At 72.5% G+C, this 19769-nt stretch carries 14 protein-coding genes and 5 pseudogenes; 12 read left to right on the top strand and 7 right to left on the bottom strand.

The window, feature by feature from the left end; genetic code table 11:
• Position 1: 1 nt before the first annotated feature.
• The 3 genes and pseudogenes from ABEB13_RS06690 (at position 2) to ABEB13_RS06680 (ending at position 1344) form a co-directional block, all read left to right on the top strand.
• Positions 2-480 (top strand): annotated as a pseudogene (locus ABEB13_RS06690) (GNAT family N-acetyltransferase).
• Positions 481-505: 25 nt separating this feature from the next.
• Positions 506-826 (top strand): ArsR/SmtB family transcription factor, encoded by a 321-nt coding sequence (locus tag ABEB13_RS06685; RefSeq protein ID WP_345704692.1) that lies wholly within the window; start codon positions 506-508, stop codon positions 824-826.
• Complete coding sequence (locus ABEB13_RS06680) at positions 823-1344, top strand: SRPBCC family protein (RefSeq protein ID WP_345704691.1); 522 nt, start codon at positions 823-825, stop codon at positions 1342-1344. Before ABEB13_RS06685 ends, ABEB13_RS06680 begins: the two co-directional genes overlap by 4 nt.
• A 191-nt stretch (positions 1345-1535) precedes the next feature.
• Here ABEB13_RS06680 and bioD read toward each other — a convergent pair whose 3' ends face one another.
• The 3 genes from bioD to bioB are packed head-to-tail and all read right to left on the bottom strand — an operon-like array spanning position 1536 to position 4857.
• Positions 1536-2288 (bottom strand): dethiobiotin synthase, encoded by a 753-nt coding sequence (gene bioD / locus ABEB13_RS06675; protein ID WP_345704690.1) that lies wholly within the window; start codon positions 2286-2288, stop codon positions 1536-1538.
• Between the two features lie 23 nt (positions 2289-2311).
• Positions 2312-3604 (bottom strand): adenosylmethionine--8-amino-7-oxononanoate transaminase, encoded by a 1293-nt coding sequence (locus ABEB13_RS06670; protein ID WP_345704689.1) that lies wholly within the window; start codon positions 3602-3604, stop codon positions 2312-2314.
• Positions 3604-4857, bottom strand: coding sequence for a biotin synthase BioB (gene bioB / locus ABEB13_RS06665; RefSeq protein ID WP_345704688.1), 1254 nt, complete (start codon positions 4855-4857; stop codon positions 3604-3606). The genes ABEB13_RS06670 and bioB overlap by 1 nt, the downstream gene beginning before the upstream one ends.
• Positions 4858-5209: 352 nt before the next feature.
• On the opposite strand from bioB, the gene ABEB13_RS06660 reads away from it, so the two are divergent.
• Positions 5210-5884 (top strand): hypothetical protein, encoded by a 675-nt coding sequence (locus tag ABEB13_RS06660; RefSeq protein ID WP_345704687.1) that lies wholly within the window; start codon positions 5210-5212, stop codon positions 5882-5884.
• A 67-nt stretch (positions 5885-5951) separates the two neighbouring features.
• On the opposite strand, the gene ABEB13_RS06655 is transcribed toward ABEB13_RS06660, so the two are convergent.
• Positions 5952-8450: a DEAD/DEAH box helicase gene (locus ABEB13_RS06655; protein ID WP_345709571.1), complete on the bottom strand. Its 2499-nt coding sequence runs from the start codon at positions 8448-8450 to the stop codon at positions 5952-5954.
• Positions 8451-8761: 311 nt separating this feature from the next.
• On the opposite strand from ABEB13_RS06655, the gene ABEB13_RS06650 reads away from it, so the two are divergent.
• From ABEB13_RS06650 to ABEB13_RS06630, 5 genes and pseudogenes are all read left to right on the top strand, one after another.
• Complete coding sequence (locus ABEB13_RS06650) at positions 8762-9604, top strand: nitrilase-related carbon-nitrogen hydrolase (RefSeq protein ID WP_345704686.1); 843 nt, start codon at positions 8762-8764, stop codon at positions 9602-9604.
• 14 nt (positions 9605-9618) lie between these two features.
• Positions 9619-11021 (top strand): annotated as a pseudogene (gene hydA / locus ABEB13_RS06645) (dihydropyrimidinase).
• A gap of 7 nt (positions 11022-11028) precedes the next feature.
• Complete coding sequence (locus tag ABEB13_RS06640) at positions 11029-12045, top strand: TIGR03842 family LLM class F420-dependent oxidoreductase (protein ID WP_345704685.1); 1017 nt, start codon at positions 11029-11031, stop codon at positions 12043-12045.
• Positions 12046-12113: 68 nt separating this feature from the next.
• Complete coding sequence (locus ABEB13_RS06635) at positions 12114-12338, top strand: hypothetical protein (RefSeq protein WP_345704684.1); 225 nt, start codon at positions 12114-12116, stop codon at positions 12336-12338.
• Between the two features lie 89 nt (positions 12339-12427).
• A pseudogene (locus ABEB13_RS06630) lies at positions 12428-13949 on the top strand (NCS1 family nucleobase:cation symporter-1).
• Positions 13950-14051: 102 nt separating this feature from the next.
• Here the strand turns inward: ABEB13_RS06630 and ABEB13_RS06625 are convergent.
• On the bottom strand, positions 14052-15998 hold the full coding sequence (locus ABEB13_RS06625; protein ID WP_345704683.1) for a potassium transporter Kup: 1947 nt from the start codon (positions 15996-15998) through the stop codon (positions 14052-14054).
• A gap of 358 nt (positions 15999-16356) precedes the next feature.
• Here ABEB13_RS06625 and ABEB13_RS06620 point away from each other — a divergent pair, with 358 nt between their 5' ends.
• Entirely contained in the window at positions 16357-17301 is a 945-nt protein-coding gene (locus ABEB13_RS06620; RefSeq protein WP_345704682.1) for an AEC family transporter, read from the top strand.
• A 73-nt stretch (positions 17302-17374) separates the two neighbouring features.
• On the opposite strand, the gene ABEB13_RS06615 is transcribed toward ABEB13_RS06620, so the two are convergent.
• Positions 17375-18043: a hypothetical protein gene (locus ABEB13_RS06615; protein ID WP_345704681.1), complete on the bottom strand. Its 669-nt coding sequence runs from the start codon at positions 18041-18043 to the stop codon at positions 17375-17377.
• Positions 18044-18200: 157 nt separating this feature from the next.
• Positions 18201-18871: pseudogene (locus ABEB13_RS06610) on the bottom strand (substrate-binding domain-containing protein).
• An 80-nt stretch (positions 18872-18951) separates the two neighbouring features.
• Between ABEB13_RS06610 and ABEB13_RS06605 the strand changes: the two are divergent.
• Together ABEB13_RS06605 and ABEB13_RS06600 are read left to right on the top strand one after the other, a co-directional pair.
• Positions 18952-19086: pseudogene (locus ABEB13_RS06605) on the top strand (hypothetical protein); the annotation flags it as partial.
• A 140-nt stretch (positions 19087-19226) separates the two neighbouring features.
• Positions 19227-19742: an IclR family transcriptional regulator gene (locus ABEB13_RS06600; RefSeq protein ID WP_345709570.1), complete on the top strand. Its 516-nt coding sequence runs from the start codon at positions 19227-19229 to the stop codon at positions 19740-19742.
• Positions 19743-19769 lie beyond the last annotated feature (27 nt).

Here is a 19769-nt window from a genome sequence, read left to right as displayed (position 1 = left end):
CATGAGTGACATCACCGTGCGCACCGCCGATCCGGCGGAGATACCCGACCTGCTGGCCTTCTGGGCGCGTGCCGCCGAGGGCGCCAGCATCACCGACGACCCGGCCGGGGTGGCCCGGCTGCTGGAGCGCGACCCGCAGGCGCTGATCGTCGCCGAACTCGACGGGGCGCTGGCCGGCACGGTGATCGCCGGGTTCGACGGCTGGCGGTGTCATCTGTACCGGCTGGCGGTGGCCCCGGAGCTGCGGCGGCGCGGGATCGGCGGGGCGCTGGTGGCGGCGGCCGAGGAGCGGTTCGCCGCGCTCGGGGCCGGCGGGCCGACGCCATGGTGCTGGAGCGCAACGAGGAGGGCCGGGCCGCCTGGGCGGCGTCGGGGTACCACCGGGAGGACCAGTGGCGGCGCTGGGTGAAGCCGCTGGGTGAGGGCGGTGCGACGGGTCGCGACACACCGGCCGGGGACTCCGCAGCGCTGGACATGTGACCAATTGGTCACCTATTCTGGAGCCGTGTCCGACGACGACCTGGTGTTCAAGGCCCTCGCCGACCCGACCCGCCGGTTCCTGCTCGACCTGCTGTTCGCCCGCGACGGGCGGACGCTCACCGAGCTGGAGTCCGAGCTGGAGATGAGCCGGTTCGGCGTCATGAAGCACCTGCGCGTCCTGGAGGACGCAGGACTCGTCGTCACGCGGAAGTCCGGCCGCGAGAAGCTGCACTTCCTCAATCCCGTGCCGATCCGGCTCGTCCACGACCGCTGGATCGACAAGTACACGGAACGGCGCGTGGCGGCACTGACCGAGCTCAAGGCAGACTTGGAGAAGGACTCATGACCGTCAACCAGCCCGCGGCGACCACGCAGGTCTACCGCGTGTACATCAAGGCCACGCCCGAGCAGGTCTGGGAGGCCATCACGAAGCCCGAGTGGACGGACCGCTACGGCTACGGCGGCCTCACCGACTACAACCTGACCCCCGGCGCCCCCTACGCGACCCGGCCCGGCCCGGCCATGGTCGAGGGCGCCGCCGCCCAGGGGTTCGCGATGCCCGACACCATCATCGACGGCGAGGTCGTCGAGGCGGACCCGCCGCGCCGCCTGGTGCTGACCTGGCGGATGCTGATGGAGCCGCAGCTCAAGGAGGAGGGCTTCACCCGCCTCACCTACGAGCTCGCCGAGAAGGACGGCTCCACCCGTCTCACCGTCATCCACGAGCTGGCCGACGCGCCGCAGCTCGCCGCACTGGTCAGCGGCCGGTACGACGACGAGGCGATGGGCGGCGGCGGTGGCTGGAGCTGGGTGCTCAGCGACCTGAAGTCCCTGCTGGAGACGGGCAAGACGCTCGCCCAGTGAGGCCCGGCACCCGCCGGCGGGTGTCGCGGGTGGCAGGGGCGGGCGGCCGGACCGGGGAAGGGGGCCGGCCGCCCGCCTCGCCCTTTCTCGGACCCTCCGCATGCCGATGACCCGTCACCGAATCCGGGGCGCGTGGAGGCGGCGCGCTCGTCCTGCGACCGGGCCACCGGCCCGCAACCGCCCGGTCCGTCCTACGGCGTACCCGGCGCCGGCACCGCGTGCGTGCGGGTGAAGGCCGCCGCGTCCCAGTCGCCGCCGAGGGACGGCGCCAGTGCGGCGTGCGCGAGGGCGCGGAACGGCTCGCCGCCCTCCCCGGTCGCGCCCGCCGGCAGGGCGCCGAGCAGCGGCGCGTCGGCGACGAGCGGGAGGTCGGCGAGGTTGCAGCAGGAGGCCAGGTCGGCGGCGTCCGGCCAGGAGCCGACCACCACACCGGCGAGCGGCAGGCCCCGGGCCCGCAGTGCCTCTGCGGTCAGCGCGGTGGTGTTCAGCGTCCCGAGCCCGGCCGAGGCGACCAGCAGCACCTCCACCCCCGGCACCCGCTCGGCGGTGGCCAGGGCGAGATCGGCGAACGTCCGGCCCTGCTCGTCGTAGCGGACGAGCAGCCCGCCCGCGCCCTCCACCAGCACCAGGTCGTGATCGGCCGCCAGTTCGGCGACCGCGTCGGCGACCTGCTCGGGAGCGACCGGCGGCAGCCCGGAGCGCCGCGCCGCGGTGTCCGGGGCGAGCGGCTCCGGGTAGCGGGCCAGCTCCCGGACGGTGACCGGCCGGTCGGGCCGGGCGGCCAGCCGCAGCACCTCGGCGGCGTCACCCGGCTCGCCGGGGGCGACCCCGGTCTGACCGGGCTTCAGCACGGCCACCGACCCGGTGGCCACCGCGGCGACGGCCGCCGTCACGGCGGTCTTGCCGACCTCGGTGCCGGTGCCGGTGACGAACAGGACGGTCATGCGGAACTCCTCACAACAGGGGGTCAGCCCGCCGCCGCGGCGGCGGTGACGCCTGCCGCGATCCGGGCGAGGTCGTCGTCCCCGGTGACGTACGGCGGCATCGTGTAGACCAGGTCGCGGAACGGCCGCAGCCAGACGCCCTCGCGGGCGGCCGCCGCCGTGGCGGCCCGCATGTCGACGGGGTGGTCGAGCTGGACGACGCCGATCGCCCCCTGTACCCGCACGTCGAGCACGCCGGGGGTGTCGGCGGCCCCGGCGAGCCCCGCCCGCAGGCCGGTCTCGATCCGCTTCACCTCGACCTGCCAGTCCTGGTCGAGCAGCAGGCCCAGGGAGGCGTTGGCGACGGCCGCCGCCAGCGGGTTGCCCATGAACGTCGGCCCGTGCGCCAGCACCGGCATCTCACCCCGGCTGATCCCGTCCGCGACCTCGGCCGTGCAGAGCGTCGCGGCCATCGTCAGGTACCCGCCGGTCAGCGCCTTGCCCAGGCACATCACGTCCGGCGAGACCCCGGCGTGGTCGGCGGCGAACAGCGCCCCGCTGCGGCCGAAGCCGGTGGCGATCTCGTCGAAGACCAGCAGCACCCCGTGCGCGTCGCAGAGCTCGCGCAGCAGCCGCAGGTACGCGGGGGAGTGGAAGCGCATGCCGCCCGCGCCCTGCACCACCGGCTCGACGATGACGGCCGCGAGCTCGTCCGCGTGCCGCTCGACGAGGTCGGCGAGCGCGGCCGCGTACGCCGGGTCCACCGGTGCGTCGAAGCCGGCCGGCGGCTCGGCCGCGAACAGCTGCTGCGGCAGCACACCGCCCCACAGGTGGTGCATCCCGCCGTCCGGGTCGCAGACCGACATCGGGTGGAAGGTGTCGCCGTGGTAGCCGCCGCGCCAGGTGAGCACCCGGCGCTTGGCGGGCCGCCCGACGGACTGCCAGTACTGCAGGCACATCTTGAGGGCGACCTCGACCGCGACCGAGCCGGAGTCGGCCAGGAAGACGTGCCGCAGCGGCTCGGGGGTGATCCCGACGAGCGTGGCGGCGAGCCGGACGGCGGGCTCGTGGGTGAGCCCGCCGAACATCACGTGGCTCATCCGGCCGAGCTGGTCCCGGACGGCCTCGTCCAGGACCGGGTGCCGGTAGCCGTGGATGGCCGCCCACCAGGACGACATCCCGTCGACCAGCTCGCGGTGCCCGGCCACCGGCTCGGCCAGCCGCAGCCGCACCCCGGACGCCGACTCCACCACGAACGGGTCGACGGTGCCCGGCATCGGCCCGTACGGGTGCCAGACGTGTGCCCGGTCGAGGCCGAGCAGCTGGGGGACCTCCATCAGGCGTTGGGAGCGAGCTCGGTGCCGGCCCCGCGGCGGCGGACCCGGACCAGGTCGGTCCTGGCCTCGTCCGTGCCGGCCGCGTCGTCCGCGACCGGCTCCGACGCCGGTGCGTCGGCTGCCGCCGCGGGCCCGCCGCACGGCCCGCAGCCGCCGCCGGTGCCGCACGCGTGCTCCGCGGCGCCGTCCGCGCTGCCGCAGGCGGACGTGCCGCCGCCGCAGCCGTGCCCGGCCGCCGCCGCGGCGTCCGCGCGGTGGCGCGGCAGGGTCGCCTCGCCCGCACCCTCGACGGTGAAGCCGGCGTCCTTGATCATGTCGAGGTCGGCCTGGCCGGCCTGGCCCTCGCTGGTGAGGTAGTCGCCGAGGAAGATCGAGTTGGCGACCTCCAGGCCGAGCGGCTGAAGCGACCGCAGGTGGACCTCGCGGCCGCCGGCGATCCGCACCTCGACGTCCGGGCAGACGAACCGCACCATCGCCAGGATCCGCAGGCAACGCTGCGGCGAGAGGTTCCACTCCTGGGCGAGCGGCGTGCCCTCGAACGGAATCAGGAAGTTCACCGGCACCGAGTCCGAGCCCAGCTCGCGCAGCGCGTACACCACGTCGACCAGGTCCTCGTCGCTCTCGCCCATGCCCGCGATCAGGCCCGAGCAAGCCGACAGGCCGGCGCCGTGCGCCTTCTGCACGGTGTCCACCCGGTCCGCGTAGGTGTGGGTGGTGGTGATGTCGCCGTAGGTGGCCTCGGAGGTGTTCAGGTTGTGGTTGTACGCGTCGGCGCCGGCAGCCTTCAGGCGCTCCGCCTGATTGTCCGACAGCAGCCCCAGACAGGCGCAGACCTCGACCTGCTCGTTGGCGTCCTTGATGGCGGAGATGGTGTCGGCGACCCGGTCGATGTCGCGGTCCGTCGGCCCGCGGCCGCTGGCCACCAGGCAGACCCGCTTGGCGCCGCCGGCCAGGCCCGCGGCCGCCGCCTCGGCGGCCTGCTCCGGCTTCAGCCAGGTGTACTTGAGGATCTCCGCCTTGGAACCGAGCCGCTGCGAGCAGTACGAGCAGTCCTCCGGGCAGAGGCCGCTCTTCAGGTTCACCAGGTAGTTGAGCTTCACCCGCCGGCCGAACCACTGCCGGCGGACCTTCCCGGCGGCCGCGACGACGTCCAGCAGGTCGTCGTCGGTCGTGGCGAGGACGGCCAGGGCCTCCTCACGGGTGGGGAGTTCCCGGCGCAGGCCCTTGGCGATGAGGGTGTCGAGCAGATCCATGGGCCCGATCCTGCCCGGGGCACCTCGCGTTCCGCCAGAGGGAACCCGCCAGAAGATCCGTCCGGCGGTGTGCGAGTTGTCACAGTGCCGCAGCTCAGGGTAGTGGCGCAGGTCACGTGCGCCCCCACCGGGCCCCGTCACGCCCCGTCGCACCCCCGGCCCGGACCCGGACTGCTCGGACAGCTGATCATCTGCTTACAATCTCCGCCATGACGACCCAGGGGAGCGCCCCGCGCCACCGGCAGGCCAGGACACCGTCGCGCCCGCCGACCGGCGCGGACACGGGCCCGGGCGGCGCCGTGCCGTCCTCTGGTGCGCCGTCGCGGTCGTCGCCGTCGGCGCCGGCTGGGTGGTGAGCCGCCCCAACCCCGGTGATCTGATACCCGGCCTGGGCCCGACCAGCGGCCAGTCCAAGAAGGCCCAGCCCGCCCCGGGCCTGGCCTCCGCGCAGCCCCTGACGGAGGCGCAGGCCTTCACCTCCGACCACTACTTCCCGGCCGCGGACACCGTCGACCTCGGAGCCTTCCAGGCCGCCCGCACGGCCGCCCGGGACGGCGCCGACTGCACCGAGACGCTGACCGACCGCGGCCACGACCCGCTGCACGGCACCGGCTGCCAGGGCTACGTCAGCGTCGGCTACACCCGCACCGACGACCAGATCGTCAGCAGCGTGACGGTGCTGCGCTTCGCCGACGCGCAGAGCGCGCTCAAGGCCCGCCAGGCCCTCACCGACCCGACCGTGCTGGCCTTCCTCGCGGCCGACACCGCACCGTCCGGCGCCGTGCCGTCCGGTGCCGCACCGTCGGCCTCCGCGCCGGCCTCCCCGGCCTCGTCCGCGAGCCCCTCCGGCGCGCCCGCCCCGCGGCCGGCCGAGGTGCTCCGGGTCGAACCGGTCGGCCACTACCTGACCATCGCCGTCTCGCGCTACGCCGACCGCCGCACCACCGCCCCGGTCGGCGACACCGCCCTCGCCGACGCGACCCGCGCCGTGTCGTACACCGCGCGGGCCCCGTTCGTCTGGATGTAGCCGTCCGGCCGCAGCGGAGCCCCGTACGGGGCTCCGCTGCGGCCCGGTGGCGGTCCGCGGCGGCCCGTCAGCCGCCCAGCCGGTTCACGGCGGTGACCCGCAGGACCGCCCGGCCCTCCTCGTCGGAGCCGTACAGGTCGACCTCGGCGCCGATGCCCCAGTCGCGGTCCCCGGCCGGGTCGTCGAAGATCTGCCGGACCCGCCACAGGCCCTCGTCCTCGACCTCTTCGATGAGGAGCATCTTCGGACCGCGGGCGTCCGGGCCCGTCCCCAGGTCGTCGTACTCCTCCCAGTACCCGTCCATGGCGTCCGCCCAGCGGTCGGCGTCCCAGCCGTACTCGCCGTCCAGCTCGCCCAGCGTGCCGTAGTGCTCCAGCGCGGCGAGCTCGACCCGGCGGAACATCTCGTTGCGCACCAGCACCCGGAAGGCGCGGGCGTTGGCGGTGACCGGCGCCGGCTTGTCGTCCAGCCGGACTTCCGCGGCGGCCGGCTCGGTCGGGTTGGCCAGCGCCTCCCACTCGTCGAGCAGCGAGGAGTCGACCTGGCGGACGAGCTCGCCGAGCCAGGCGATGACGTCCTTCAGGTCGTCCGTCTTCAGGTCGTCCGGGACGGTCTGCTCCAGCGCCTTGTACGCGCCCGCCAGGTACCGCAGCACGATGCCCTCGGTGCGGGCCAGGTCGTAGTGGCCGACGAAGTCCGTGAACGTCATCGCCCGCTCGTACAGGTCGCGGACGACCGACTTGGGCCGCAGCGGGTGGTCGCCGATCCACGGGTGCGCCCGCTGGTACACCTCGTAGGCGTGGCCGAGCAGCTCCTCCAGGGGCTTCGGGTAGGTGATCTCCTGGAGCCGGGCCATCCGCTCCTCGTACTCCACGCCGTCGCGCTTCATCTCGCCGATGGCCTCGCCGCGGGCCTTGTTCTCCTGCGAGGCGAGGATCTGCCGCGGGTCGTCCAGCGTCGCCTCGACGACCGAGACCACGTCCAGCGCGTACGAGGGCGACTCCGGGTCGAGCACGTCGAAGGCGGCCAGCGCGAAGGTGGACAGCGGCTGGTTCAGCGCGAAGTTCTCCTGGAGGTCGAGGGTGAGTCGCACCGTGCGGCCCTCGGCGTCCGGCTGCTCCAGGCGCTCCACCACGCCGCCCTCCAGCAGCGAACGGTAGATCGCGATCGCGGAGCGGATGTGCCGGCGCTGCGCCGCGCGGTCCTCGTGGTTGTCGGTCAGCAGCTTGCGCATCGCCTGGAACGGGTCGCCGGGGCGGCCGATCACCGACAGCAGCATCGCGTGGCTCACCTTGAACCGGCTGACCAGCGGCTCCGGGTCGGCGGCGATCAGGCGCTCGAAGGTCTCCTCGTTCCAGCCGACGAAGCCCTCCGGTGCCTTCTTCCGGACGACCTTGCGGCGCTTCTTCGGGTCGTCGCCCGCCTTGGCGAGCGCCTTGTCGTTCTCCACCACGTGCTCGGGGGCCTGCGCGACGACCTGGCCGACGGTGTCGTAGCCCGCGCGCCCGGCCCGGCCGGCGATCTGGTGGAACTCGCGGGCGCGCAGCACCCGCACCCGCTGCCCGTCGTACTTGGACAGCGCGGTGAACAGCACGGTGCGGATCGGCACGTTCACGCCGACGCCGAGCGTGTCGGTGCCGCAGATGACCTTCAGCAGGCCGGCCTGGGCGAGGCGCTCCACCAGCCGGCGGTACTTGGGCAGCATGCCGGCGTGGTGCACGCCGATGCCGTGCCGCACGTACCGGGAGAGGTTGCGGCCGAACTTGGTGGTGAAGCGGAAGCCGCCGATCAGGTCCGCGATGGCGTCCTTCTCGGCCTTGGTGCACATGTTGATGCTCATCAGCGACTGCGCCCGCTCCACCGCCTCCTTCTGGGTGAAGTGCACGACGTACACCGGCGCCTGGCCGGTCGTCAGCAGCTCCTCCAGGGTGTCGTGGAGGTTGGTGCGCCGGTACTCGTAGAACAGCGGCACCGGTCGGGTCGCGGAGCGCACGGTGGTGGTGGGCCGGCCGGTGCGGCGGGTCAGGTCCTCCTCGAAGCGGCGGACGTCGCCGAGGGTGGCGGACATCAGCAGGAACTGCACCTGCGGCAACTCCAGCAGCGGGATCTGCCAGGCCCAGCCGCGGTCCGGCTCGGCGTAGAAGTGGAACTCGTCCATCACCACCTGGCCGATGTCGGCCCGGTCGCCGTCGTGCAGCGCGATCTGCGCCAGCACCTCGGCGGTGCAGCAGATGATCGGCGCGGTCGGGTTCACCGAGGCGTCGCCGGTCATCATGCCGACCTGCTCGGTGCCGAAGATCTTGCAGAGGTCGAAGAACTTCTCCGAGACCAGGGCCTTGATCGGCGCGGTGTAGAACGTCCGCTTGCCCTCGGCCAGCGCGGCGAAGTGCGCACCCGCCGCGACCAGGCTCTTTCCCGAACCGGTGGGGGTCGCCAGGATCACGTTGTTCCCGGAGACCAGCTCGATCAGCGCCTCCTCCTGGGCGGGGTAGAGGGAGATGCCGCGCTCCATCGCCCACTCGGCGAAGGTCTCGAACAGGGCGTCGGGGGTGGCGGGCTTCGGCATCAGGTCCAGGAGGGTCACCGGCCCATCTTGCCTGGTCGGGATCACCCCGGGCAAAGCCCGTGCACGATCACCCCGCTCCGGGCGGGCTCCGGGCCCGCCCGGCGGCGACGGAAAGCAACGCAGCATTCCCGCTGGAAACCCGGGTTTAACGCGTTTCGAGCCGCTCCGTCATATGCATGGGATTTACATCCGATCATGGTTTCGCGGCGGAACGCGAAACGCCGGGTTGCGTTACAGCGTGGTACTCCACCCGACGGCTCCCGGACTCCTAATCTCGACGGTCTACACCGCCTTCTGCGAGGAGACGAGCGATGAGCCGAGTGATCAGGGCCGCCCTGTATCAGACCGCGTGGACGGGGGACAAGGAGACGATGATCGCGGCCCACGAAAAGGCCGCCCGGGACGCCGCCGCCCAGGGCGCGCAGATCATCGGATTCCAGGAGGTCTTCAACGCCCCCTACTTCTGCCAGGTCCAGGAGCCGGAGCACTACGACTGGGCCGAGGCCGTCCCGGACGGCCCCACCGTGCAGCGGATGAGCGCCCTCGCCCGGGAGCTCGGCCTGGTGATCGTCGTCCCGGTCTACGAGGTCGAGCAGTCCGGCTTCTACTACAACACCGCCGCCGTCATCGACGCCGACGGCAGCTACCTCGGCAAGTACCGCAAGCACCACATCCCGCAGGTCAAGGGATTCTGGGAGAAGTACTACTTCAAGCCCGGAAACCTCGGCTGGCCGGTCTTCGACACCGCGGTCGGCAAGGTCGGCGTCTACATCTGCTACGACCGGCACTTCCCCGAGGGCTGGCGCGCCCTCGGTCTGGCCGGCGCGGAGATCGTCTACAACCCGTCCGCCACCAGCCGCGGCCTCTCCGCCTACCTCTGGCAGCTGGAGCAGCCCGCCGCCGCCGTCGCCAACGAGTACTACATCGCCGCGATCAACCGGGTCGGCGTCGAGGAGTACGGCGACAACGACTTCTACGGCACCAGCTATTTCGTCGACCCGCGCGGCCAGTTCGTCGGCGAGGTCGCCTCCGACAAGGACGAGGAACTCGTCGTCCGCGACCTCGACCTGGACATCATCGAACAGGTCCGCCAGCAGTGGGCGTTCTACCGGGACCGCCGTCCCGAGGCCTACGGCCCGCTCACCGAGGCCTGAGAGGAGAACGGCCCATGACCCGTACGGTCATCCGCGGCGGCCTCGTCGTCACCGCGGCCGAGGAACTGAACGCCGACGTCCTCATCGAGGACGAGCGGATCGTCGCCCTCGCCACCACCGGCAGCACCGTCGCCCAGGGCTGGACGGCCGACCGCGTCATCGACGCCACTGGGGCCTACGTCATCCCCGGCGGCGTCGACGCCCACACCCACATGGAGCTGCCCTTCGGCGGCACCTTCGCCTCCGACACCTTCGAGACCGGCACCCGCGCCGCCGCCTGGGGCGGCACCACCACCATCGTCGACTTCGCCGTCCAGTCCGTCGGCGCCTCGCTCCGCGAGGGCCTCGACGCCTGGCACACCAAGGCCGAGGGCAACTGCGCGATCGACTACGGCTTCCACATGATCCTCGCCGACGTCAACGACGCCAGCCTCAAGGAGATGGACCTCCTGGTGGGGGAGGGCATCACCTCCTTCAAGCTGTTCATGGCCTACCCCGGCGTCTTCTACAGCGACGACGGCAGGATCCTGCGCGCCATGCAGCGCGGCGCCGACAACGGCGGCCTGGTCATGATGCACGCCGAGAACGGCATCGCCATCGACGTCCTCGTCGAGCAGGCCCTCGCCGCCGGCCGGACGGACCCCGCTACCACGGCGAGGTCCGCCGCGAACTCCTGGAGGCCGAGGCCACCCACCGCGCCATCAAGCTCGCCCAGGTCGCGGGCTCCCCGCTCTACGTCGTGCACGTCTCCGCCGCCTCGGCCGTCGCCGAGATCGCCGGCGCCCGCGACCAGGGCCTGCCGGTCTTCGGCGAGACCTGCCCGCAGTACCTCTTCCTCTCCACCGACAACCTCGCCGAACCCGGCTTCGAGGGCGCCAAGTACGTCTGCTCCACCCCGCTGCGACCCAAGGAGCACCAGGCCGAGCTGTGGAAGGGCCTGCGCACCAACGACCTCCAAGTGGTCTCCACGGACCACTGCCCGTTCTGCTTCACCGGTCAGAAGGACCTCGGCCGCGGCGACTTCTCCAAGATCCCGAACGGTCTGCCCGGCGTCGAGAACCGGATGGACCTGCTGCACCAGGCCGTCGTCGACGGCCACATCACCCGGCGCCGCTGGATCGAGATCGCCTGCGCCACCCCCGCCCGGATGTTCGGCCTCTACCCGCGCAAGGGCACCATCGCGCCCGGCGCCGACGCCGACGTGGTGATCTACGACCCGACGGCCGTCCAGACCATCTCCGCCGAGACCCACCACATGAACGTCGACTACTCGGCGTACGAGGGCAAGGAGATCACCGGAAAGGTCCGCACCGTCCTCTCCCGCGGCACCGTCGTCGTCGACGACGGCACCTACCACGGCCGCGCCGGCCACGGCCGCTTCCAGCGGCGCGACACCTGCCAGTACCTCGACCGCTAGGAGACCCGTGGACATCGGCCTCGTCCTGCAGAGCGACCCGCCCGCCCAGCTGCTCATCGACCGGATGAAGCGCGCCGAGGCGGCCGGCTTCACCCACGGCTGGACCTTCGACTCGGTGGTGCTCTGGCAGGAGCCCTTCGTCATCTACAGCCGCATCCTCGCCGAGACCGAACGCCTGGTCGTCGGCCCGATGGTGACCAACCCCGCCACCCGCACCTGGGAGGTCACCGCCTCCCTGTTCGCCACCCTCAACGACATGTACGGCAACCGCACCGTCTGCGGCATCGGCCGCGGCGACTCCGCGCAGCGCGTCGCCGGCCGCCGCCCCGCCACCCTCGCCCGCCTCGGCGAGGCCATCCACGCCATCCGCGACCTCGCCGAGGGCCGGACCGTCGAGATCGACGGCACCGACATGCACATCCCCTGGGTCAAGGAGGGCGCCCGGCTGCCCGTCTGGATGGGCGCGTACGGACCCAAGGCACTCCACCTCACCGGCCAGGCCGCCGACGGCTTCATCCTCCAGCTCGCCGACCCCTACCTCACCGAGTGGATGGTCAAGGCCGTGCGCGACGCCGCCGCCGAGGCCGGCCGCGACCCGGCGTCGGTGACCGTCTGCGTCGCCGCCCCCGCCTACGTCACCGCGGACGACTCGCCCGAGGCCCTCGCCCACGCCCGCGAGCAGTGCCGCTGGTTCGGCGGCATGGTCGGCAACCACGTCGCCGACCTCGTCTCCCGCTACGGCGAGCACTCCGCGATGGTCCCCGAGGAGCTCACCGCCTACATCAAGGACCGGCACGGCTACGACTACAGCCACCACGGCCGCGCCGGGAACCCGGACACCGCCTTCGTCCCCGACGAGATCGTCGACCGCTTCTGCCTGATCGGCACCCCCGAGCGGCAGCTCGCCAAGCTCGAACAGCTCCGCTCCCTCGGCGTCGACCAGTTTGCCGTCTACGCCATGCACGACGCCATCGAGCCCACCATCGACGCCTACGGCAAGGGCATCATCCCCGCGCTGTCCTGACCCACCGTGACCTTCGGAGGCCACCCGGCCCGGGTGGCCTCCGGCCTTCCCCCACAAGGCGGTTGCCCATGTCCATAGCCCCGAGCGCACACCCTGACGGCAGAGTCGAACTCCCCGCCGGCGCCGACCTCACCGACCCCCGATTCGCCAACGCCGACCTCCGCCCCGTCCCCGTCGCCGTCGCCGTCGCCGTCGCCGTCGCCGTCGCCGTCGCCGTCGCCGCGCGACGCTGGACCACCTACCACTTCCTCGCCCTCTGGGTCGCGCAAGAGAGAACACGACCATCGCGTTAGGGCTTTGACCTGCAGGTCTGCCAGCTTCCTCTGTTCTCCTCTGTCGATGTCTTCCCCCGCGAGATCCTGCGACCCCGAGGTGGCCCGCCATGTCCTCCGATGCCCCATCCATAGCCGGAACGTCCATGACCCAGCAGACCTACCCCGACGGCCGGGTCGCCCTCGCCGAGGGGGTCGTCCTCGACGACTCCCGGTTCGTCAACGCCGACCTCGCGCCCGTCCCGGTCGCCAGACGCACCTGGGGCGTTTACAACTATCTGAGCCTCTGGGTCGGCATGGCCCACAACATCCCGTCCTGGACGCTGGCGTCCGGGCTGGTCGCGCTGGGCATGGACTGGAAGCAGGCCATCCTCACCATCGCGCTCGCCAACCTGATCGTGCTGGTGCCGATGCTGCTCACCGGGCACGCGGGCACCAAGTACGGGATTCCGTTCCCGGTGTTCGCCCGGGCCTCGTTCGGACTGCGGGGGCGAACCTGCCGGCGATGGTGCGGGCGGCGGTGGCGTGCGCGTGGTTCGGCATCCAGACCTGGATCGGCGGCGAGGGCATCTTCCTGCTGGCGGGCAAGCTGATCGGCAACGGCTGGCTGACGGCGTCCCATGTCGGTGGCTACCCGTGGACGCAGTGGCTGTCCTTCCTGGTGTTCTGGCTGATCCAGATGGCGATCATCGCCCGCGGCATGGAGACGCTGCGCCGGTTCGAGAACTGGGCGGCGCCGTTCGTCATCGTCGGCGCGATCGCCCTGCTGGTGTGGATCAGCGTGAAGGCGGGCGGCTTCGGGCCGCTGCTGGACCAGCCGTCCAAGCTCGGCTGGGGGAGCGGCTTCTGGAAGGTCTTCTTCCCCGCGCTGATGGGCATGATCGGCTTCTGGTCCACGCTGTCACTGAACATCCCGGACTTCACCCGCTTCGGCGGCTCGCAGAAGGCCCAGATCCGCGGCCAGGCGTTGGGCCTGCCGACCACGATGACGTTCTTCGCGTTGCTGTCGGTGCTGGTGACCTCCGGCTCGCAGGCGGTCTACGGGACGCCGATCTGGGACCCGATCGCGCTGGCGGCGAAGATGGACTCCACGGCGGGCATCCTGTTCGCCCTGCTGACCGTCATGATCGCCACCCTGTCCGTCAACATCGCGGCCAACGTGGTGTCGCCTGCGTACGACCTGTCGAACCTGCTGCCGAAGTGGGTCACGTTCCGCACCGGGGCGCTGATCACCGGTGTGGTCGGGATCGTGATCTTCCCGTGGAAGCTGATCTCAGATCCGCAGATCTACATCTTCACCTGGCTCGGCGTGGTCGGCGGCCTGCTCGGCACGGTCGCGGGCATCCTGATCGCCGACTACTGGATCGTCCGCCGTAGCACCCTGGACCTCGCCGACCTCTACCGCCCCGGCGGCCGCTACTGGTACGTGGGCGGCTGGAACTGGCGCGCTGTCACCGCCTTCGCCGTGGGCGGCCTCCTCGCCGTCGGCGGCTCCTACGGCGGCCCGTTCCCCACCGACGGCCTGATCCCCTCCTCAAGCCGCTCGCCGACTACGGCTGGGCGGTGGGGCTGGCGTCGTCGCTGGCGCTCTACGTCGCCCTCAGTGCGGGAAGCCGCCGCACCACCGCGTGACCTCGGGGCAGGGCTGCCAAGTCATCTGGTGGCCCCGCTCCCCGACGTCCGTACCGGCGCAGCACGGCTCGGGCGTGGGGCATCCCCTGCGGGGCGGGATGCCTACACCTCGATGTGGGAGCCCATGATGATCGTGCGGTCGCGGGGGAGGCCGAAGTACTCGGCGGCGTCGGCCGTGATGTAGGAGGTGGCGATGAACAGGCGCTTGCGCCACGGCGCCATCGTCGCCTCCTTCCCGCGCCGCAGCTCGATCTTCGACAGGAAGTAGGACGCCTGGTCGAGCTCCAGCCGGCCTTCCGTCTCGGCCGGGTCGAGCAGTGCGAGCGTGCCGGGCACGTCCGGGGTCTCCATGTAGCCGAAGCGGGCGGTGACGTGGATGATGCCGTCCTCGGCGTAGCCGAGGTCGTCGACGAGGATCCGCTGTTCGGCGGGTACCCGGGGCACGGTCTCGGTCCTGATGGAGAGGATCACCACCTGGTCGTGCCGCACCCCGTTGTGCTCGACGTTGGCCCGCAGGGCCAGCGGGGCCGTCTGTTTCCCCCGGTTGAGGAAGACGGCGAGCCCGGGGACGCGGAGCGCCGCCACCTCGCCGCTGTGGAGGTCGTCGACGAACTGCCGCAGCGGGCCCTCGTGCCGTGCCCGTTCCGCGGTGACGATGGCGCGGCCGCGCTGCCAGGTCGTCATGACGGTGAACGCCGTGAGGCCGATCAGCAGGGGCAGCCAGGCGCCGTGCAGGAACTTGGTCGCGTTGGCCGCCACGAACAGCAGGTCGACGAAGAGCAGCACCGTCGCGCCGACGGCGACCAGCCACTTCGGCGTGCTCCACCTCGCGCGGGCGACGTAGAAGAAGAGCAGGGTGGTGATGGTGATGGTGCCGGTGACCGCCATGCCGAACGCGAAGGCCAGCGCCGCGGAGCTGCGGAAGGCGAAGACCAGGGTGAGCACGGAGACCATCAGCAGCCAGTTGATCCACGGCACGTAGATCTGACCCATGGTCGACTCGGAGGTGTAGGCGATCCGCAGCCGTGGCAGGTAGCCGAGCTGGGCCGCCTGTGAGGCGACCGAGTACGCGCCGGTGATCACCGCCTGGGAGGCGATCACCGTCGCCGCGGTGGCCAGCACGACCATCGGCAGCCGACCCCAGCCGGGCGTGAGCAGGAAGAACGGGCTGCTGATGTTGGCCGGGTCGGCGAGGATCTTCGAGCCCTGACCGAGGTAGCTCAGCACGCATGCGGGGAAGACGAGGAACAGCCAGCCGCGGGTGATCGACCGGCGGCCGAAGTGCCCCATGTCGGCGTAGAGCGCCTCGGCGCCGGTGACCGCGAGCACGACGGCCGCCAGGGCGAAGAACGCGGTGCCGAAGTGGCCGAACAGGAAGGTCAGGGCATAGGTCGGTGACAGGGCCTTGAGGATCTCCGGGTGGTCGGCGATGCCGGTGGCGCCGCACGCGCCGATGGCCGTGAACCAGACGATCATCACCGGTCCGAACACCCGGCCGACCGCCGCGGTGCCCCTGCGCTGGACGAGGAACAGCACCACGATGATCGACGCGGTGATCGGCACCACCGCGTCCGCGAGCGACGGCTCGACCACCTTGAGGCCCTCGACCGCGGACAGCACGGAGATCGCCGGGGTGATCATGCTGTCGCCGAAGAACAGCGACGCGCCGAAGATCCCCAGCGCGGCCAGCACGACGGTGGTCCGCCGGCTTCGCTGGGAGCTCGACCGCCGCAGCAGGGTGATCAGCGCCATGATGCCGCCCTCGCCGTCGTTGTCGGCGCGCATCGCCAGCAGCACGTAGGTGACCAGGACGATGATCACCACCGACCAGAAGACGAGCGACACCACCCCGTACACGTTCGCCGTGGAGACCGGGACGGGGTGCGGGTCGTTCGGGTCGAACACCGTCTGGAGCGTGTAGATCGGGCTCGTCCCGATGTCACCGAAGACCACGCCGAGCGCACCCACCACCAGCGCGAGGCGCGCCGTGTCGTGGGCGAGCGAGTGCCCGGTCACCGGTGGCCCGGGGGCGGCGTCGCGATGGGCCATGGTGGTCCTCCTCCGGGCATGCCATTCGGCCGCGGGCCGGGCGCGGCGGCGGGACGGGTGCCAGTGGGGCGGACATTACCCATCCCGTCGGGCAACCGGCAGCAGGCTGCGCCGTGCCTCTGGGGTGTCGGACGGCGCCACGGCCGGCGTCTTGACGGTCGCGGTCGGCGCCTTGACGGTCGAAGCCGGCGCCTTCGAGGTCGGGGCCGCGCCGGATCCGCCGGCGGGTGGGGGCCGGGCAGGCAACGGGACGGCAGGACCGGGCAGGCAACGGGACGGGTGGGCCGCCTGGTTGAATGCCTTTCGGGGCGCGGAGATCCCGGGCCCCGGTTGTACCGCCGCGCCCGACCGAGGTCCGATGCCCACCCTGCAGCCGCTCGTCACCGCCTTCGCCCCGATCTGGATGCTGACCGCGATCGGCTACCTGGTCGCCCGGACGGGGCTGCTCGGCACCCAGGCGGAGCAGGTGCTGAGCCGCTTCGTGTTCCACGTGGCCATGCCGGCGGCACTGTTCACCACGGTGGCCCGCACGCCGCTCAGCGCGTTCGCCGACACCTGGATGGTGGCGTTCGCCGCCGGCACCCTGGTCGCCTCCGGCCTCGGCCTGGCCGCGGGCCGCTGGATCTTCGGCCGCGAGCCCGCCGACCAGGCGATCAGCGGCATGGCGGCCGGCTACGTCAACTCGGGCAACCTGGGCATCCCGGTGGCCGTCCAGGTGCTCGGCGACGCCTCCTTCGTGGCCCAGGTCCTGCTGTTCCAGGTCCTGGTGGTCACCCCGCTCGTCCTCGCCGTCCTGGACGCGGGCACCGGCACCGAACGGGGCCCCGGCGCGCGGCTGCGCCGGGCGCTGGGGCTGCCGCTGCGCAATCCGATCATCCTCGGCGCGGGGCTCGGCGCGCTGTTCTCGGCGACCGGCCTGCACCTGCCACAGGCCGTCGGCCACTCCTTCGACCTGCTCGGCGCGGCCGCCGTGCCGACCGCGCTGGTGACGCTGGGCATGTCGCTGTGCGGCCGGGCGGCGCCCGCCGCCGTCATCTCCGCCGAGAGCGGGGTCGCGGTCGCGATCAAGACGGTGGTCCAGCCGCTGACCGCCCTCGCGGTGGGTGCCCTGCTGCTCCGCCTGCCGCCGCATCACCTGCTCGCCGTTGTCCTGCTCTCCGCGCTCCCCACCGCGCAGAACGTCTTCGTCTACGCCCGCCAGTACGGGCGCAGCACCACGCTTGCGCGGGAGTCCGTGGTCGGGTCGACGCTGCTGTCGATGGCGACGCTGTCCACGATCGTCTGGGGGTTCGGCGGTCACTGAGCGGCGGATCGGGCGGCGGATCGGGCGGCGGCCCTGCCGCCCCGGCCGAGGCAGACGCGGGGCAGAGGCGGCGTCAGAGGTCCTCCGCGCCCTCCGCGCCGTAGAGCTCGTGGATCTCCAGACCGTCCGCTCCCAGGCCCGTCAGTTCGGCGTGCTCCTGCATCCGGCCGGCGTACGCGGAGTGTTCGGCCGGGCCGTCCCAGGCGTCGAGGCCGAAGTCGAGGCCGGCCGCCGCCGCGAGGTAGACGTCCAGGCCCGGGTACTCGACCCCGACGTACGGGATGTCGTCCATGTCGGCGACGAGGACGGGGTACTCGCCGTGGGAGTCGGGCTCGCCGCCCAGGTAGAGGAAGCGCCGCGAGTCGCGGCCGCCGAACAGGGGCAGGCACGGCCCCGGCAGCAGGGTCTCGAACGCGGCGAACGACTCCGTCCAGGCGCGTTCGGCGGACCCGAAGCCGAACATCCCGGCCACGACCGCCGAGAGCGACCCGCCGCGGAGGTCCGGACGGGCCGGATCCGCGTACCAGCCGAGTTCGGCGAGCCAGCCGGCGTCGAACGCGAGCCAGCGGCGCAGGCTGGGCGGCAGCGGTCGCCCGTCGGGCAGCGCCAGGGACGTCAGGACGTCGGGCGGCAGCGGCACCGGCGTGTCGAGATCGGGCGCATCGGTCGTGTCCCACCCGTCCCGTCGCACCCGTTCGACGACCTGGTCGATGAGTGCCGTGCCGTGCATGCTCGCGTCCATGCCCGTACTGTGGCACGCCCCTCCGACATCGCCTGCGGTCCTCCGGCGTCGCCGCCACGGATCCGACGCCACGGATCCGACGCCGGGCGCGGCCGCCTTCCGGGCTGCGGTACCCACAACGGCGGTGGCGGCGGGGCCGGGCAGGTCCGCGGCGTCGTCAGGCGAGGTCCCGGGCGGCCCGCATGCCCTTCGCGCGCGCGGCCGCCCACGTCCCGTCGGAGCCGAGCAGGTCGAGGATCCCGGCGGCGCCGGCGGGACGGGTGGAAGCGGCCAGCACGGCCCCGCTGAACGTCGTGCTGATCGCGGCGCCGCCGGGCAGCGGCCCGACGACCACGACACCCGGCAGGTCCATCAGCTCGCTCTGCTGCTGGAACGCCAGCTCGGCCCCGCCGGAGGCCAGCAGGCTGCCGGCCGGCACCCCGGCGGTGCCTGGACGAGCCGCGGTGCGAGCACCTCGGACAGGCCCAGCCGCGCCGTCAGATCGACCAGGGCCGTACCGCTGGGGCCCGTGGAGTACGCGATCCGCCGCGCGGCCAGGAGGACGGCCCGCAGGTCGGACTCCGAGTCGAGGGCGGGCACCGGCGATCCCGCCGGGACGGCGGCGACGACCTGGGAGACCCACAGCGGGCGCAGCGTGTCCGCGAGGAGGTGTCCCTCGCCCGCGAGTCGCGCCAGGGCGTCGTCGGCGAGCACCAGCAGGTCGCCCTCGGCCCCCTCGCGCACCCGCCGCGCGACCTCGACCCCGCCGGCCGACTCGAACCGCACCGCGGTGCCGTGGGCGCGCCGGATGTGTGCGGACAGCTCGGCCAGCAGCTGTCGCGTCGCCATCGAGGACAGCCCGGAAAACGCTCGGTTCATGGTGCCTCCGTGTGCGCGGCCGATGCTACGACGGGCGGACGGGCGGCTCAATGCCCTTCTGGGACACTGACCGCGTGAGCACAACCCGGAGCACGGCGGCTGGAAAAGTTCTCGAAGTCCTCTCGACGTTCGGCCGCGATTGCCAGTCGCAGACGCTGTCGGAGATCGCCCAGCGTACGGGCCTGCCCCTGAGCACCGCCCACCGGGTGGTCGCCGAGCTGGCGTCATGGGGCGCCCTGGAACGCGCCGAGGACGGCTCGTGGCACGTCGGCCTGCGGCTCTGGGAGATCGCCGCGGGCTGCCCCGCGCGCAGATCCTGCGCGATGTGGCGCTGCCGTTCATGCAGGACCTGTACGAGGCGACCCACGAGAACATCCAGCTCGCGGTGCGCGAGGGCACCGAGCTGGTCTTCGTCGAACGGATCGCCGGGCACCGGTCGGTGGAGCTGGTGACCATGGTCGGGTCCCGGTTCCCGATCGGCTCGACCGGGATGGGCCGGGTGCTGCTGGCGCACGCACCCGGCGACATCCAGGAGGCCGTCCTCGACGCGCCGCTGCGGGCCTGGACCCCGCACACCGTCACCGACCCGAGGACGCTGCGCGCCCAGCTGGACCGGATCCGCCGCGAGCAGGTCTTCGTGAGCGACCGGCAGCTCTCGGAGACCACGGTCGCGGTGGCCGCACCCGTGCGGATCGGCCGGACCGGACCGGTCGGCGCCGCGCTGGGGATCGTCATCGAGGCACGCAGCGCGAGCCGCGCCCGCGGGCTGCGCGAGCCGCTGCTGAGGGCCGTCCAGGGGATCTCCGAGGAGCTCGGCCGACGGGCCCGAGGGGCGGTCTGATCTCCGGACCCACTTCCGCCTGGCGGA

It is taken from the genome of Kitasatospora paranensis (assembly GCF_039544005.1).
GTDB lineage: Bacteria > Actinomycetota > Actinomycetes > Streptomycetales > Streptomycetaceae > Kitasatospora > Kitasatospora paranensis.
Note: the sequence above shows the minus strand (reverse complement) of the source record. Positions and strands in the feature narration are given on the sequence as shown.